The 14,929-nt window shown below is 74.2% G+C and carries 13 protein-coding genes and 1 pseudogene; 11 read left to right on the top strand and 3 right to left on the bottom strand.

Annotation, left to right across the window (positions count from 1 at the left end):
- Positions 1-10: 10 nt before the first annotated feature.
- The 9 genes from JT721_RS10750 to JT721_RS10710 are packed head-to-tail and all read left to right on the top strand — an operon-like array spanning position 11 to position 11,371.
- Entirely contained in the window at positions 11-559 is a 549-nt protein-coding gene (locus JT721_RS10750; RefSeq protein ID WP_205473138.1) for a hypothetical protein, read from the top strand.
- Complete coding sequence (locus JT721_RS10745; protein ID WP_205473137.1) at positions 556-2,208, top strand: AAA family ATPase; 1,653 nt, start codon at positions 556-558, stop codon at positions 2,206-2,208. The genes JT721_RS10750 and JT721_RS10745 overlap by 4 nt, the downstream gene beginning before the upstream one ends.
- A complete protein-coding gene (locus tag JT721_RS10740) occupies positions 2,205-3,515 on the top strand; it encodes a hypothetical protein (protein ID WP_205473136.1) in 1,311 nt (436 codons plus the stop codon). Before JT721_RS10745 ends, JT721_RS10740 begins: the two co-directional genes overlap by 4 nt.
- Positions 3,512-4,501, top strand: a complete 990-nt coding sequence (locus JT721_RS10735) for a glutamate ABC transporter substrate-binding protein (RefSeq protein ID WP_205473135.1) — start codon at positions 3,512-3,514, stop codon at positions 4,499-4,501. Before JT721_RS10740 ends, JT721_RS10735 begins: the two co-directional genes overlap by 4 nt.
- Positions 4,498-5,679, top strand: coding sequence for a hypothetical protein (locus JT721_RS10730; RefSeq protein ID WP_205473134.1), 1,182 nt, complete (start codon positions 4,498-4,500; stop codon positions 5,677-5,679). Before JT721_RS10735 ends, JT721_RS10730 begins: the two co-directional genes overlap by 4 nt.
- Positions 5,676-8,096 carry a serine/threonine-protein kinase gene (locus JT721_RS10725; protein ID WP_205473133.1) on the top strand — a complete coding sequence of 807 codons (2,421 nt, stop codon included), beginning with the start codon at positions 5,676-5,678 and terminating at the stop codon, positions 8,094-8,096. The genes JT721_RS10730 and JT721_RS10725 overlap by 4 nt, the downstream gene beginning before the upstream one ends.
- Positions 8,093-9,352, top strand: coding sequence for a PP2C family serine/threonine-protein phosphatase (locus JT721_RS10720; protein ID WP_205473132.1), 1,260 nt, complete (start codon positions 8,093-8,095; stop codon positions 9,350-9,352). The genes JT721_RS10725 and JT721_RS10720 overlap by 4 nt, the downstream gene beginning before the upstream one ends.
- Positions 9,345-10,622: a VWA domain-containing protein gene (locus JT721_RS10715; protein ID WP_205473131.1), complete on the top strand. Its 1,278-nt coding sequence runs from the start codon at positions 9,345-9,347 to the stop codon at positions 10,620-10,622. Before JT721_RS10720 ends, JT721_RS10715 begins: the two co-directional genes overlap by 8 nt.
- Positions 10,619-11,371, top strand: coding sequence for an FHA domain-containing protein (locus JT721_RS10710; RefSeq protein WP_307827995.1), 753 nt, complete (start codon positions 10,619-10,621; stop codon positions 11,369-11,371). The genes JT721_RS10715 and JT721_RS10710 overlap by 4 nt, the downstream gene beginning before the upstream one ends.
- On the opposite strand, the gene JT721_RS10705 is transcribed toward JT721_RS10710, so the two are convergent.
- On the bottom strand, positions 11,368-11,790 hold the full coding sequence (locus JT721_RS10705; protein ID WP_240340548.1) for a PLD nuclease N-terminal domain-containing protein: 423 nt from the start codon (positions 11,788-11,790) through the stop codon (positions 11,368-11,370). The two genes, JT721_RS10710 and JT721_RS10705, sit on opposite strands and share 4 nt — an antisense overlap.
- A gap of 90 nt (positions 11,791-11,880) precedes the next feature.
- Between JT721_RS10705 and JT721_RS10700 the strand changes: the two genes are divergently transcribed.
- On the top strand, positions 11,881-12,678 hold the full coding sequence (locus JT721_RS10700; RefSeq protein WP_205473129.1) for a tyrosine-protein phosphatase: 798 nt from the start codon (positions 11,881-11,883) through the stop codon (positions 12,676-12,678).
- Here JT721_RS10700 and JT721_RS10695 read toward each other — a convergent pair.
- Complete coding sequence (locus tag JT721_RS10695) at positions 12,657-13,067, bottom strand: nuclear transport factor 2 family protein (protein ID WP_205473128.1); 411 nt, start codon at positions 13,065-13,067, stop codon at positions 12,657-12,659. The genes JT721_RS10700 and JT721_RS10695 overlap by 22 nt on opposite strands.
- Between JT721_RS10695 and JT721_RS21395 the strand changes: the two are divergent.
- A pseudogene (locus tag JT721_RS21395) lies at positions 13,066-13,356 on the top strand (winged helix-turn-helix domain-containing protein); the annotation flags it as partial. The gene JT721_RS10695 and the pseudogene JT721_RS21395 overlap by 2 nt on opposite strands.
- A 72-nt stretch (positions 13,357-13,428) precedes the next feature.
- On the opposite strand, the gene JT721_RS10690 reads toward JT721_RS21395, so the two are convergent.
- Entirely contained in the window at positions 13,429-14,607 is a 1,179-nt protein-coding gene (locus JT721_RS10690) for a YihY/virulence factor BrkB family protein (RefSeq protein ID WP_307827994.1), read from the bottom strand.
- Positions 14,608-14,929: the final 322 nt, after the last annotated feature.

Raw genomic sequence — 14,929 nt, 5'->3', positions numbered from 1 at the left:
GGGTTGGTACGTGGGTCTGCGCTCCTGGTGGCGCCGGCGTCGTGAGGACGACGAGCAACCGGCCACCACCCTCCCCCCTGCCCCCACCGAGGACGACATCCGGCAGGCGCTCGAGCGTCTCGACGCGCTGCTGCGCGACCAGAACGCGCCGCCGGTGGTGACCTCGCGGGTGAGCCGGATCGAGCGCACCATCACCGACACGCTGCCGCGGCTGCGCCACCTCGGCGCCGGCAGCGCCGACTCCTACTCCGTGGTCGCGACGGCGACCGACTACCTCCCGGAGGCGGTCGGCGGGTACCTGCGGCTGCCGCGGGAGTGGGCCGACACCCGCCCCATCGACGGCTACAAGACCAGCCTGATGGTGCTCGTCGACCAGCTCGAGCTGCTCGGCGCGACCATGGACAAGATCCTCGACGCCGCCAACCGTGCCGACGCGCAGGCCCTGCTGGCGCACGGGCGTTTCCTGCAGGCGAAGTTCGGGCACGAGGCGGGGCCGGGCCTCACGCTGGGACCGACCGGGCCGATCCCGCCCGACCCCTCGACCGGAGGTACCGCATGACCGACCCCACCGCCGTGACGCTGGCGGCCGCGCTGGCCGCGCTGGTCGAGACCGCCCGTGAGGCCGGCGTCGACGAGGCCGTCGCCCGCGCCGAGGGCGAGGCGCTCGCGGCCACGATCGCCGAGCCGGCCCGCGGCGCGTTCGTCGACTGGTCGGCCGAGACCGGGCGGGAGCGCTCGGCGGAGGCGTTCACGCTCGCCGCCTCGCGGGGCCGCCGCTACCGCAACGCCCAGACGCCGACGATGGCCCAGCTCGCGCTCGACAACCACCCGGCCGCCCCGGCGTACGCCAAGGCGCTCTCGGAGGTGGCGATGGCCGCGAGCACCCTCGGCGAGCCCACCGCCCAGTCGATGGGGAACGCTGCCATGGCGGCCTCGGCCCAGCTGGCCACCTCGGCCGCCGGGCCCCGCCTGGACCTGCCGCCGACCCCGCGCCAGGACGTGCCTGGGGTCGCCGACCACTTCCTCGCCTCGGTGATGGAGCAGAGCCGGATCGTGCGCGAGAAGCTCGCCGCGCTCAGCAGCACGCCGCTGCTCGACCCGACCGGTGGCGGGCAGCCGGGTGCGACGCCGCCGCCCGCGCCCGCCGGGCCGGTGCCACCCGCTGGTGGGGCCGGCGAGCCGGCGTACCCCGGGCAGCCGGTGCAGCCGGTGCAGGCGGCGCCGGCCGGGCAGCCGGCCGCCGAGGAGCCGGCCGAGCCCGAGCCGGAGCCCAAGACGGTGGAGGAGCTGCTCGCCGAGCTCGACGCGCTCGTGGGGCTCACCGACGTCAAGGCCGAGATCCGCCGGCAGGCGGCGGTGCTGCGGGTCGAGGGGCTGCGCAAGGCCGAGGGCCTGGCCTCGCCCACGATCACCCGCCACCTGATCTTCAACGGCAACCCCGGCACCGGCAAGACCACGGTCGCCCGGCTGGTCGCCGGCATCTACCGCGCACTCGGCCTGCTCTCGAAGGGCCAGCTGGTCGAGGTCGACCGCTCGGAGCTGGTCGCGGGCTACCTCGGCCAGACCGCGATGAAGACCGCCGACGTCGTCAAGAGCGCGGTCGGTGGCGTGCTGTTCATCGACGAGGCGTACTCGCTGGCGGGCGACCAGTACGGGCAGGAGGCGATCGACACGCTGGTCAAGGAGATGGAGGACCACCGCGACGACCTCGTGGTCATCGTGGCCGGCTACCCGCTGCCGATGGCGGCGTTCATCGCGCAGAACCCGGGCCTGGAGAGCCGGTTCCGCACCACCATCGACTTCCCCGACTACACCGACGCCGAGCTCGCGGACATCTTCGGGGTGATGGCGAAGGGTGCCGACTACGACGCCGACGAGGAGGTGCTCGCCAAGATCACCGAGATGATCTCGGGGGTCGAGCGCGGCCCGACGTTCGGCAACGCCCGCTGGATCCGCAACCAGCTCGAGGCCGCGATCGGCCGGCACGCCTGGCGGCTGCGCGACGTCGAGACGCCGACGGTCGAGCAGCTGCGCACGCTGGAGGCCGAGGACTTCGACGCACCCGCGCCGCCGGTGCCGCCGAGTCCCACCGAGCCGGTCGACTGGCAGGCCGCGGAACCGGAGCAGACCCCCGACGCGTCCGAGGAGGCCGGCCCGGTGCCGGCACCCCACGACGAGGCCGCACCGCTCGAGGAGGAGCAGCAGTGACCCAGACCCCCTCCGGCGCCGCGGCGACCGCCCCGGTGCCCCAGGCGACGGGCCGACCGGCCGGCCGGGCCCAGCAGCCGCGCCAGGCGGTGCCCGCCGGCGGCGCCACCGCCGGCGTCCCGGCCGTCGAGGACGTGCCCCGGCTGCTCAACCGCTGGCAGGTCATCGCGGTCACCGCCTGCGTGCTCGCCGGCGCCCTGACCTTCGGCCTCCAGCTGCTCTCGTGGAACGCCAACCGCTCGGCGGCCGACAACACCGAGCAGCTGGTGCGGGTGCAGAACATCCAGGCGACGTTCGCCCGGGCCAACGCACTCGCGACCAACGGCTACCTCGCGGGCATCAAGGAGGACGCCAGCCAGACCACGGCGTACGCCGAGGCGATCGACCTGATCACCCACCAGCTCGCCGATGCCGCGGAGGCCCAACCCGCCGACCGCCAGGTCCTCGCCGACCTCAACGCCGCCGTCACTGACTACGCCGCCACCATCGAGACCGCCCGGGCCAACAACCGCCAGGGCTTCCCGATCGGCTCGGCCTACCTCGAGGCCGCGAACACGACCTTCGGCGAGACCGCGCAGCCGATGCTGGCCGCGCTGGTCTCGGCCAACCAGGAGCGCGCCGACAGCGAGATGGACGCCCAGCGGCCGTGGCTCGTCGTGCTCCCCGGCCTCGGCGCGATCGCGGTGCTGTGGTGGGTCAACCGCCAGCAGGCGCAGCGCTTCCACCGCCGGTTCAACACCGGGCTCGCCGGCGCGGCGATCGGGCTCGCCGCCACGACGTTGCTCGCCGCGATCGTCAGCCTGGGCCAGGCCGGCGACAACGACGACCTCCGCGACGGCAGCTACCAGGTCGCCGTCGACGAGGCCGAGGCCCGCACCGCGGCCAACATCGCCCGCTCCAACGAGAGCCTCCGCCTGGTCGCCCGCGGCTCCGGCGCGGCGTTCGAGGAGGCGTGGGCCTCGGCCGCCGCGGTCGTGCGGGCCAAGGCCTCCGACGGCACCCTGGGGCTCTGGGAGAGCTACGCCGCCCTGCACGACGAGATCGCCCAGCTCGACGACGACGGCGACTACGACGCCGCGGTCCTCGCGGCCATCGACACGGGCGACGGCCGAGCCGGTGCGGCCCTGCAGGCCTTCGACACCAGGTCGGTCGAGACCATCGACGCGGCCGCCACCGCGACGACCGACGAGATCCGCTCGGGCAACAGCGCGATCCTGGTGCTGGCGGTGCTGAGCCTGCTCGTCGGCCTCGCCGCCGCGGGCCTCACCGCGTGGGGGATCGCCCAGCGCCGGAAGGAGTACGCATGAACCGCCGACTCGCCCTGGCCGTCGCGGCCGCGGCCCTCGCCGTCGCCGGGTGCGGCTACGACGCCACGGTGGTCCCGGCCCCCGAGGCGCCGGAGGCCCCCGCCGCCGCCGGCCCGGCCGAGGAGTGCGCCGACGACGTCGCGGGCCTCAGTCCCGTGCGCTCCTACGCGCCGACCGGCCCGCTGCCGGCTCCCGGCGACATCGAGGCCGACCCCGACGGCTCGACCGTCGAGCGGATCAAGGCCGAGGGGACCCTCGTGGTCGGCGTCGCCGCCGACAGCTTCAACCTGGCCTACCGCAACCCCGAGACCGGCGTGCTCGAGGGCTTCGACATCGAGATGGCCAAGGAGGTCGCACGGGCCATCTTCGGCACGAGCACGCCGCAGAACACCCAGTTCCGGGTGATCACCCCGGCCCAGCGGTTCCCGCTGCTGCAGGAGCGGGAGGTCGACATCGTGGTGCGCAACATGACCATCAACTGTGCTCGGTGGGAGCTGATCGCGTTCTCGGCGGAGTACTTCCACTCCGGCCAGAAGATCCTGGTGCGCCGCAACGCCGGGATCGACGACCTGCGCGACCTGGCCGGGCTGCGGATCTGCGCACCCGCCGGCACCACCAGCATCCAGAACATCGAGACCGAGATCCCCGGCGCGATCCCGGTCACCGCCGCCAACGACACCCAGTGCATGGTGAAGTTCCAGCGCGGCGAGGCCGACGCGCTCAGCACCGACGACACGGTGCTGGCCGGCCTGGCCGCCCAGGACCCGTACTCCGAGGTGCTCGACCAGGAGGCCTTGACCGACGAGCCCTACGGCATCGGCGTCAACGCCGAGCAGGTCGACCTCGTGCAGTTCATCAACGCGATGCTGGAGCGGATGCGTCGCGACGGCACCTGGGACGAGCACTACGACCGCTGGCTGCGCCCCACCCTCGGCGACCCGACCGGCAAGTGGCCCCAGCCGCAGTACGGGCGGCCGCTGCCGTGACCCTGGCCCCTCCCGCACCCGGACGGCTGGGCGAGGCGCTCCAGCCGGCCGCGGTGCAGGCCTACCTCGGTGAGCTCGACGCCTGGGTGCGCGCGCGCCGCTCCGAGCTCGACGAGCTCGACGCGGCCGCGCTCGCCTCCGGCCGGGCCGGCGAGATCACCAGCGACATGGCGCTCTCGCTGGCGCTGTGGAAGGCGGTCTCGGACCGCTACCAGCTGCTCTGGGCGACGTGGGACGGCGGCCGGGTGCTGCAGACCGAGCGGGAGCGGCTCTCGGTGCTCATCTGGGGCCGGCTCGACGGCGCGATGGACCCCGCCGTGGTCGCGAAGGCGGCGGTGCCGGGCGTGGCGTTCTCGCTGCCGGAGGCCTGCCGGCTCTCCGACGCGCTGGTCGGGCAGCTGCGCACCCGGCTCGCGCTCGTGCCCGGCGCCGACGCGTCCGCGGCGCGCATCAAGGAGCTGCGCGCCCAGCTCGAGCGGCTCCGCGACCAGGTGGCCCTCGAGCCCGCCGGCTCCCGCGACGCCGCCGACGCCACCCGCGCCGCCCTCGCGACCCGCCTCGCCGACGTGACCGCCCGGGCCCAGCGCGGCGCCGACGTGGGCGGGCTGCTCGGCCCGCTCGAGGTCGACGCGGCGACGTTCGAGCGCGACCTGATCGTCGGCAACGCCCGACGCCGCGACGCCCGCGACCAGATCGTGGCCGCCCAGGAGTTCCGCGCCGACCTCGAGGCCCGCGCCGCGGCGCTGACCACGCTGGCGCGCACCTGCGTCGAGACCGTCGACCCCGCGCCCACCAAGGCGGTGCCCGACCTCACCGCACTGGGGCCGGTTCCCAACACCGCGTCGGCGATCGGCCCCTACCGGGCCCGGCTCGACCGGGTCGCGCAGGCGCTGACCATCGCCCAGGACGAGTACGCCGCCGCCCTCGCCGGCCGCGCCGACCTGCTCGCGCTCCTCGACGGCTACGCCGCCAAGGCGCGGGCGCTCGGCGTCGCCGACCACCCCGACGTCGCCGCGAGCGAGCAGCAGGCGCGCGCCGTGCTCGCCCGCACCCCCACGCCGATGGTCGTGGCCCGCCAGCTCGTGGCGACGTACCAGACCTGGGTCGAGCAGGCGCTCGCCTCCCGCGGGCGGGACGACCAGCCCGGCGACAGCCCCAGCAACAAGGAGACCGCATGAGCACACAGGCCTGCACCCAGCCGGGCTGCTCGGGGACCATCCAGGACGGCTACTGCGACGTCTGCGGCATGGCCGCCGCCCCTGGCTCGGGCGCCCCGTCGGCAACGCCCGCCGCCGCGGCGGGCGCCGCGGCCCCGAGGACGAGCACCGCGGCCAACGGCACGCCGTGCGCCCAGCCCGGCTGCAGCGGCACCATCCTCGACGGCTACTGCGACGTGTGCGGCTCCCCGGCCGGTGCCCCGACCGCCGCAGTGGCCGAGGCCGACCCGGTCACCGGCGGCACCGCCTCGGTGGCGACGTCGGCCAGCCGGATCCAGTCGGCCGCGATCGGCTCAGCACGCGCGGGCGGCGGCACCAGCGGCACCCGGCCGTCGCGGGCGGGGTCGCAGCGGATGCGCGCCGCGCGGCTCGGCGCCGGCCTGACCTCGGTGCCGCCGGCGCCGGCGGTCGACGCCGCGAAGTCCGTGATCAAGGACCCGTCGGTGCCCGAGGACAAGCGCACCTGCTCCAAGTGCGGCAACCCGGTCGGCCGGGCGGTCGCCGGCAAGCCCGGCCGGTCGGAGGGGTTCTGCCCCAAGTGCGGCCAGGAGTTCTCGTTCACGCCCAAGCTCCAGCCGGGCGACCTGGTCGCCGGGCAGTACGAGGTCGCGGGCGCGATCGCGCACGGCGGTCTCGGCTGGATCTACCTCGCCCGCGACAAGAACGTCTCCGACCGCTGGGTCGTGCTCAAGGGCCTGCTCAACTCCGGCGACCCGGACGCCCTGGCGGCCGCGATCGCCGAGCAGCAGTTCCTCGCGCAGGTCGAGCACCCGCTGATCGTCGAGATCTACAACTTCGTGACCCACGAGGGCGCGGGCTACATCGTCATGGAGTTCGTGGGCGGCAAGTCGCTCAAGCAGATCCTCAAGGCCCGGATGAGGGCCAACGGCGGCGCCTACGACCCGCTACCGGTCGACCAGGCGCTGGCCTACCTGATCGAGGTGCTGCCGGCGTTCCAGTACCTCCACGACCTCGGCCTGGTCTACTGCGACTTCAAGCCCGACAACCTGATCCAGGTCGGCGACGCGGTCAAGCTCATCGACCTCGGCGGCGTGCGCCGCATCGACGACGACGACTCGGCGATCTTCGGCACCGTGGGCTACCAGGCGCCCGAGGTGGCCGCGGTCGGCCCAACGGTCGCCTCGGACATCTACACCATCGGTCGCACGCTGGTCGTGCTGTGCATGGAGTTCCGCGGCTACCAGGGCACCTACCTCGAGACCCTGCCGCCGCCGGAGACCACGCCGCTGTTCGCCGAGCACGACTCGCTCTACCGGCTGGTGGCCAAGTGCTGCGCTCCCGACCCCGCCGACCGCTTCGCCTCGGTCGACGAGCTGCGCACGCAGATGCTCGGCGTGCTGCGCGAGACGGTCGCGCGCCGCACCACCGGCACCGCGCTCACCTCCGCCGCGTCGGTGCTGTTCGACGCACCGACGGTGTCGTCGTCGGCGCTGACCTGGGCCCAGCTCCCGGGCCTGCGGCCCGACCCCACCGACCCCCAGCACTCGTGGCTCTCCAGCCTCTCCGACACCGACCCGGCCCAGCGGATGAAGGACCTCCAGTCGGCGCCCGAGGAGTCGGCCGACGTGCTGCTCACCCGGGCCCGTACGGCGCTCGAGCTCGGCGACCCCCAGGCCGCGCGCGCCGCGACCGCGCGGCTGCTCACGCTCGACCCGTGGGAGTGGCGGGCGCTGTGGGTCGACGGCCTGGCCGCCATGCACCAGCAGGACTGGGAGACCGCCAAGGCGTCGTTCAACGCCGTCTACCAGCAGGTGCCGGGTGAGCTGGCCCCCAAGCTGGCGCTCGCGGTCGCCTGCGAGAACGGCGGCCTGCCCGACGTGGCCGAGGGCCTCTACGCGACCTGCGTCGCCACCGACGCGGCGTACGCCGCCCCGGCCGCGTTCGGCCTGGCCCGGGTGCGCACCGGGCGCGGCGACGGCAGCGGCGCGGTGGCTGCGCTCGACCTGGTGCCCTCGACCAGCCGGGGCTACCCCGAGAGCCGTCAGCTGCGGGCGGAGGTGCTGCTGCGGTCGTCGAAGGGCGATCTCGCGGTGCTCGACCAGGCGTTGCGCAGCATCGAGTCGGTGCGGATGGACCCCAGCGACCGGGCCCGCTACACGATCCGGATCCTGGAGCACGCGCTGGCCGTGGTGAGCAAGACCGCGCCCGGCTCGGCGCCTCGGCCCGGCACCCCGTCGGGCAGCACGCGCACGGTCAGGGGCGCGCTCAAGGTCGGCAGCTACGAGGCCACCGAGCCCGCCCTCCGCACGGCCCTGGAGGCGGCGTACCGTGCACTGGCCCGCGACACACCCGAGCTCAAGGAGCGCGTGCGCCTCGTCAACGAGGCCAACGCGGTGAGGAACTGGACCCTGGTATGACCGAGACCCCTCCCCCGACCGCCGGGGTGCCCTGCCCGAAGTGCGGCGCCGAGACGGCACCGGACGACGCGTTCTGCGAGGCGTGCGGCACCCCGCTCGGCGCGACGCCGGCGCCCACCCCCGGCACGGCCGGCACCGCACCCGTCCCGGCTCCGGCCGCGGACGAGAAGGCGCCGTTCGACGACCTCGGCAGCGGCCCGATCAGCGCGGTCACCGCCGGCGTCGGCACCCCCGCCGCGCCGTCGGCGGGCCGGCGGCCGTGCCTCAACTGCGGTGGCGAGGTCGGGCCCGACCTCTACTGCCAGACCTGCGGCACCAAGGCGCCGAGCGAGCGCGACCACTTCCGCGAGCAGCCGGCGTCGTGGGTCGCCGGGGTCTGCGACCGCGGCATCACCCACGCCCGCAACGAGGACGCGATGGCGCTGATGGCCGACGAGCAGCCCGGCAGCCGGGCCGTGCTCGTCGTGCTCGACGGCGTCTCCAACTCCGTCGACTCCGACGTCGCCTCGCTGGCCGGCGCCCGGGCCGCCCTCGGCGTGCTGCGCACCCCGCTGCCGCAGGGCATGGGCACGCCGGAGAGCCGGCTGGCCGCGGTCACCAAGGTGATGACCGACGCCACCACGGCCGCCCAGGAGGCGATCGTGGCGACCACCGCCGCCGAGAGCACCAACCCCGCGTCGGCGACGTACACCGCGGCCGTGCTCGAGGGCGACCGGGTGGTCTACGCCAACGTGGGCGACTCCCGGATCTACTGGCTGCCCGACACCGGCGACGGCGTCCAGCTCAGCGTCGACGACTCCGCGGCGCAGATGCAGATCGCGGCCGGCGTGCCCCGCAAGGAGGCCGAGACCGGTCCGCAGGCGCACGCGATCACGAAGTGGCTCGGCCGCGACAGCCAGGACTTCTCCCCACGGGTCGGGGAGCGCACTCTCACCGACCCCGGGTGGCTGCTGGTCTGCTCCGACGGGCTGTGGAACTACGCCTCCGAGCCGGCCCAGCTCGCCGAGCAGATCGCCGCCGCCGGCACCCAGGACCCCGCGGAGCTCGCGCTCCGGCTGGTCGAGTTCGCCAACGGCCGGGGCGGGCAGGACAACATCACCGCGGCCGTGGCCCGGGTGGGCGCACCCGCGACCGGGCAGAATGCCGACGGGGCGGCCGCCGTACCCGAGGCCGCACCCAGCACGACCGCACCCACGACCACGCCCACCACGACAGCGCCCGGTGCCGGGCCCAGCGAAGGGGAGTCCGATGGCTGAGTTCACCGCCGCCGTCTACCAGAACGAGTTCCTGCCCGACGGCGGGACCGACGTCAACGCGATCGTGACGGTCACCTGCAACAACGCCGGGGTCGCCGGCCAGACCGGCGGGGGCGACGCCGGCGAGATCATCATCGTCGACACCTCGGGCTCGATGGGCGACGAGACCATGGCCGCGGCGAAGCAGGCCGCCCAGGCCGCGCTCGCCGAGATCGTCGACGGAACCTGGTTCTCGGTCATCGGCGGGTCCGACCGGGCCTACCTCGCCTACCCGCGGGTGACCTCGGGGCCGGGCATGGTGCAGATGACCCCGCAGACCCGCAACGAGGCCTCCGGCGCCATCAACGACTTCCGGTCCGCCGGCGGCACCGCCATCGGCACCTGGCTCGACCTGGCCGGCGTGCTGTTCAACTCGGTGCCGCAGGTCCGGCAGAAGCACGCGCTGCTGCTCACCGACGGCGAGAACCGCGAGGCCCCCGGTGCGCTGGACGAGGCGATCCGCCGCGCGACCGGCGTCTTCCAGTGCGACTGCCGCGGTGCCGGCACCGACTGGCAGGTCGACGAGGTCCGCCGGATCGCCCAGGCCCTGCTCGGCACCGTCGACATCATCCCGAAGCCGTCGGAGATGCAGGCGCAGTTCCAGGAGATCATGCGCAAGGCGATGTCGCGCGGCGTCTCCGACGCCCAGCTGCGGGTCTGGACGCCGCAAGGGGCGCAGGTGCTCTACGTCCGCCAGGTCTCCCCGACCGTCGAGGACCTCACCGACCGCCGGGTCGCGGTCAACGACCTCACCGGCGCCTACCCCACCGGCGCGTGGTCCGACGAGTCCCGCGACTACCACGTCGCGGTGCGGCTGGCCGCGAAGGCGGTCGGCCAGGAGCAGCTCGCCGCCCGCGTGCAGATCGCCCTCGGCGACGACATCGCGGCCCAGGGGCTGGTCAAGGCGACCTGGTCGAACAACGCCGAGCTCACCACCCGCATCGACGAGCAGGTGGCCCACTACACCGGGCAGACCGAGCTGGCCACGGCGATCCAGGAGGGCCTGGCCGCCAAGGCCGCCGGCGACGAGGCGACCGCCACCACCAAGCTCGGCCGGGCGGTGCAGCTGGCCGCCGCGACCGGCAACGACGAGGCCACCTCGAAGCTGAGGAAGGTGGTCGACGTCGACAACGAGAAGGAGGGCACGGTCCGGCTCAAGCGCGCGGTCGACAAGGCCGACGAGATGGCCCTGGACACCGCGTCCACCAAGACCACCCGGATCAAGAAGTGAAGTGCCCCGACGGCCACGAGTCGACGGCCACCGACTACTGCGACGTCTGCGGCGTCGCGATGGACGCGACCGCCACGGTGACCGCGCTGCCGGACGATGCCTCGGCCGGGGCCGGCGACACGGGCGCTGGGGCGAGCACCCAGGACTGCCCCAACTGCCAGGCCCCCAACACCGCTGACGCACTGTTCTGCGAGGCGTGCGGCTACGACTTCACCACCGGTGCGATGCCGCGGCGGGTCACGCCGTCCGGCGCCCCGGATGCCCCTGCCGGCGCCGACGGTGGGTCCGCTGGTGGCGGGTCACCGGCCGAAGCCACGGCCAGCGACAACATCTCGCCGCCGCTGGCCGACGCCTGGGTGGCCGAGGTGTGGGTCGACCCGGACTGGTACGCCGACCAGCAGAGCGGCGACCCGCTGCCCTCCCCCGGGCTGCCGCTCGTCGTACCCCTGCGCAACACCTCGATCCTCATCGGTCGCGCCTCGCGCAGCCGGGGGATCAGCCCCGACATCGACCTCTCCTCCGACAACGGCATCAGCCGTCGGCACGCCCAGCTCACCACCGACGGCAGCCGCTGGTGGGTGGAGGACCTCGGCTCCTCCAACGGCACCTACGTCGGCGGCAGCGTCGGCGTGCTGCCCAAGACCCCGGTGGCGCCGGGCCAGAAGCAGGAGGTCAAGGCCGACGACCGGATCTACCTCGGCGCCTGGACCCGGATCACCGTGCGCAAGGCGACCCCCGGCGAGGTCTAGGAGCCGGTCCCCGGCGTCGGCTCGCCCTCGCCGGCTTCGTCGCCGGCGTCGGCAGCGTCGCCGGCGTCCTCCTCGGCGGCCCGCCGTCGGCGCTGCTCCTCGGCGGCACGGCGCTGCTGCTCCGCGCGCTCGCGCACCTTGCGCAGGAACTCCTCGTCCTTGACGGGATCGCTGGCCGCCATCCGGCCCGGCCGCTCGTACTCGGGGTACGGCGACGCCGGCGCGGCCGGGCGCCGGGCGGCCGGCTCGCGGCCGACGAACAGCCAGAGCAGCGAGCCCACGAACGGGAACAGGAAGACGATCACCAGCCACGCCCACTTCGGGAGGTGGCGCACCCGCTCGGCCGGGGTCTGCACCAGGTCGACGAGGCAGTAGATCCACAGGACGAACGCAGCGACGGCCAGCAGGATGCGGGGCATGGCGGCCATGCTGCCGCGCCGACCGGGTGGTGTCTGTAGCCCGTCCGGAGCGTTCGCCCCCGGTTCACCCGCGCTCCCTATGCTGCGGGCGTGACCACCGAGAGCCCGTCGGGGCAGCTGGGCGAGGAGCTCGTCCGGCTCGCCTCGGCCGACAACTTCCGCGACGTAGCCGGCCCGGGCCTGCGCGCGGTCGACGGCACGCCGTTGCGGGCCGGCGTCTTCTACCGCTCCAACGAGCTGCAGCTGACCGACGTCGACGTCCGGGCGCTGCACGGGCTGCGGATCGGCGGCATCTACGACCTGCGCAGCCGGCACGAGGTCACCGAGCACCCCGACACCGAGGTTCCCGGAGCGCAGTGGCGTCACCTCGAGATCGGCGGCATCCCGATGGACACCGTCTCGTCGCTGGAGAGCCGCGAGGCGGCCGTCGAGGTGATGCGCGCGGTCTACCGGTCGTTCGTCGAGGTGCCCGCGGCCCGGGCCAGCTACGCCGCGCTGCTCACCGCCCTCCACGAGGCCAGCCCCGAGCAGGCCCACGTCTTCCACTGCACCGCGGGCAAGGACCGCACCGGCTGGGCGGCCGCGCTGCTGCTCCACAACGCCGGCTGCTCCGCGGACGTGGTGCTCGCCGACTACCTGCGCACCAACGAGTTCGGCGGCACCCGCGACAAGTACCTCGCCCTGGTGCGCGAGCACCTCGGTGAGGAGAAGGTCGCGGTCTACGAGGCGGTGATGGTCGCCGACGCCGACTACCTCCGGGCGGCCCACGACGCCGTGGCCGCCCGCTACGGCGACCTCGCGGCGTACCTCCGCGAGGGGCTGGGACTCGACGAGGAGGTGCTGGCCGGGCTGCGCGCCCGGCTGCGTCAGGAGCCGAACGGCGGGTAGCAGTCGAAGGTCTCGTGCTCGACGACCCGCTCGTCGCGCACGGTGAGGAAGCCCGCCATCTCGGCAGTGAGCACGGTGCCGGCGGCGAACGATCCCCGGTCCTGGCCGACGACCCCGCGCCAGGTCGCGCGCACCGCGGCGCGCTCCCCTGCCACGAGCACCTCGTGGACGTCGAACGACTGCTCGGAGAGCAGCGCCTTGCCGCTGGCGAACCCGGTCAGCACCTCGGCGGTGGTCCGGCGGGCGCCGGTGGGCGTGACGGGGTTGGGGTGCTCGACGACGACCGCGTCGTCGTGCAGCAGCGGGCGGAGGTCGTCCTCGGTGGAGGCGAGGTCGGCGACGGTGGCGAAGTAGGCGCGCACGACGCGCTCGGTGGTGGTGCTGGACATGCGCGGCAATATACACAACCATGGTTGTGTGTCTACCTCCACCGTGGGCCTGGTCGACCTCGCCTCCCTCGCGGGCGCCGCCGTCGACGGGCACGTGCTCGCCGCGCTCGCGGCCGCCGGTCTCGAGGGGCTGCGCACCCGGCACGGCTACGTCGTGCAGCGCCTGCTCGTGGGGCCGGCGACCGCCACCGCGCTGGCCCGCGACCTGGGCGTCACCCAGCAGGCGATGTCGAAGACCGTGGCGGAGCTGCGGGCGCTCGGCTACGTCGAGACGGTCGCCGACCCCGCCGACGCCCGGGCCCGGCCGGTGGGGCTCAGCGCCGAGGGCCGGCGGACGGTCGAGGTGGCGCGAGCCGCCCGGTCACGGCTGCTCCGGCAGCTGCGGGCGCGGGTGGGTGCGGACCGGGCGGGTGTCGCCGCGGACGTCCTCGGGGAGCTCCTCGACGTCCTCGACGTCGGGCGGCACCTCGCGACCCGCACGGTTCCGGCGCCGCGCGGCGCGTTCTGAGATCCGCTCGCGCTCCTGCTTGATCACCGGCAGCGGGAACTCGTGGGTGTGCCCGGTCTTCTTGTCCTCGAAGACGACCTGGATCGACTCGTAGCCCTTGTGGCGCTCGCGCTGGGCGTAGCTCGCGTACGCCCGCCGGTCGGCCTCGGTGAGGTCGACGTTGTCGGTGAAGAGGGTCAGCAGCGCGCGAGGGTAGAGCCGGCGGGCCAGCACGACGTTGATCTCCGCGCCGAGCACGCCGACCAGCGCGGCGATGTAGATGATGCCGATCAGGCCGAGCATCAGCCCGAAGGTCTGGTTCATCGGCCCGGTGCCGCGCAGCACGCCGGTGACGTAGAGGGTGCCGATCCACTGGAGGCCCTGCCAGAGGACCGCGACCGTGAACGCCCCCGGCGCGGCCTTGCCGAGGTGGTGGCGTCGCGCGGCGCCGAGTCGGAACAGCAGGGTCAGCACCGACCCGACCAGCAGCACGGTCGCGCCGCGGATCAGCCACGAGAACTCCGCACCGAGGTTGTGCCCGAACGCGTCGGTGCTCGCCCCCACCGTCGACACCACCGAGATCACCAGCACCGCGAGGCCGGCGGTCCCGAGCAGCACCAGCGACTTCAGCCGCAGGATCAGCGGGTTGGGGCGGCTGTTGCGCGGCACCGACCAGGCGGTGTTCATGACGTTCTGGATCGCCTGCCCCAGGCCCATCGAGCCGTAGACCGCGACCAGGCCGGCCACCACGACCCCGACCGTCGAGCCCTGGAGCGGGTTCGGCTGCCCCAGCTCGTCGCCGATGATCGGGAAGTTGCTCAGCGCCGACTCCAGCACCTGCTTCTCGAGCTCGGGGTTGCCCTGCAGCACGAACCCGAAGATCGACGTCGCCAGCAGCAGCAGCGGGAAGATCGAGATGAACGCGTAGTAGGTGATGATCGCCGCGAGGTAGTTGCCCTGGTCGTCCATGAACTTGTAGAACACCGCGATCGGGACGGCCACCGGGGGGAACCGCCGCTGACCGCGGTCGGCGGCGTCCAGGATCTTCCCCACGGGTCGAGGCTACCGGCGTGCGCGCCCGGCACCGGGTTCTCCGGTGGGAACGGGAGGGCTCTCGGGTCACCGGGTCTCGACGACGCTCGCTGGCGCTCGCTGCTCGACCACCGGCGCTGGTTGAGGTGCGAGCGGAGCGAGCCTCGAAACCCCCGCACCCGAACGCCCTCCGGTGGGAACGGGAGGGCTCTCGACTCACCGGGTCTCGAGGCTCAGGCCTAGCGGCCTTCGCACCTCGACCAGCGCAGGTGCCGGTGGTCGAGCAGCGACGAGCCCCAGCGAGGAGCGCCCGTCGAGATCCCGGCACCCGAACGCCCCCGGT

Origin of the sequence: Nocardioides sp. SYSU D00038 (genome assembly GCF_016924665.1) — a bacterium.
Classification (GTDB): Bacteria; Actinomycetota; Actinomycetes; order Propionibacteriales; family Nocardioidaceae; genus Nocardioides.
This window is presented reverse-complemented; position numbering and strand designations above follow the sequence as displayed.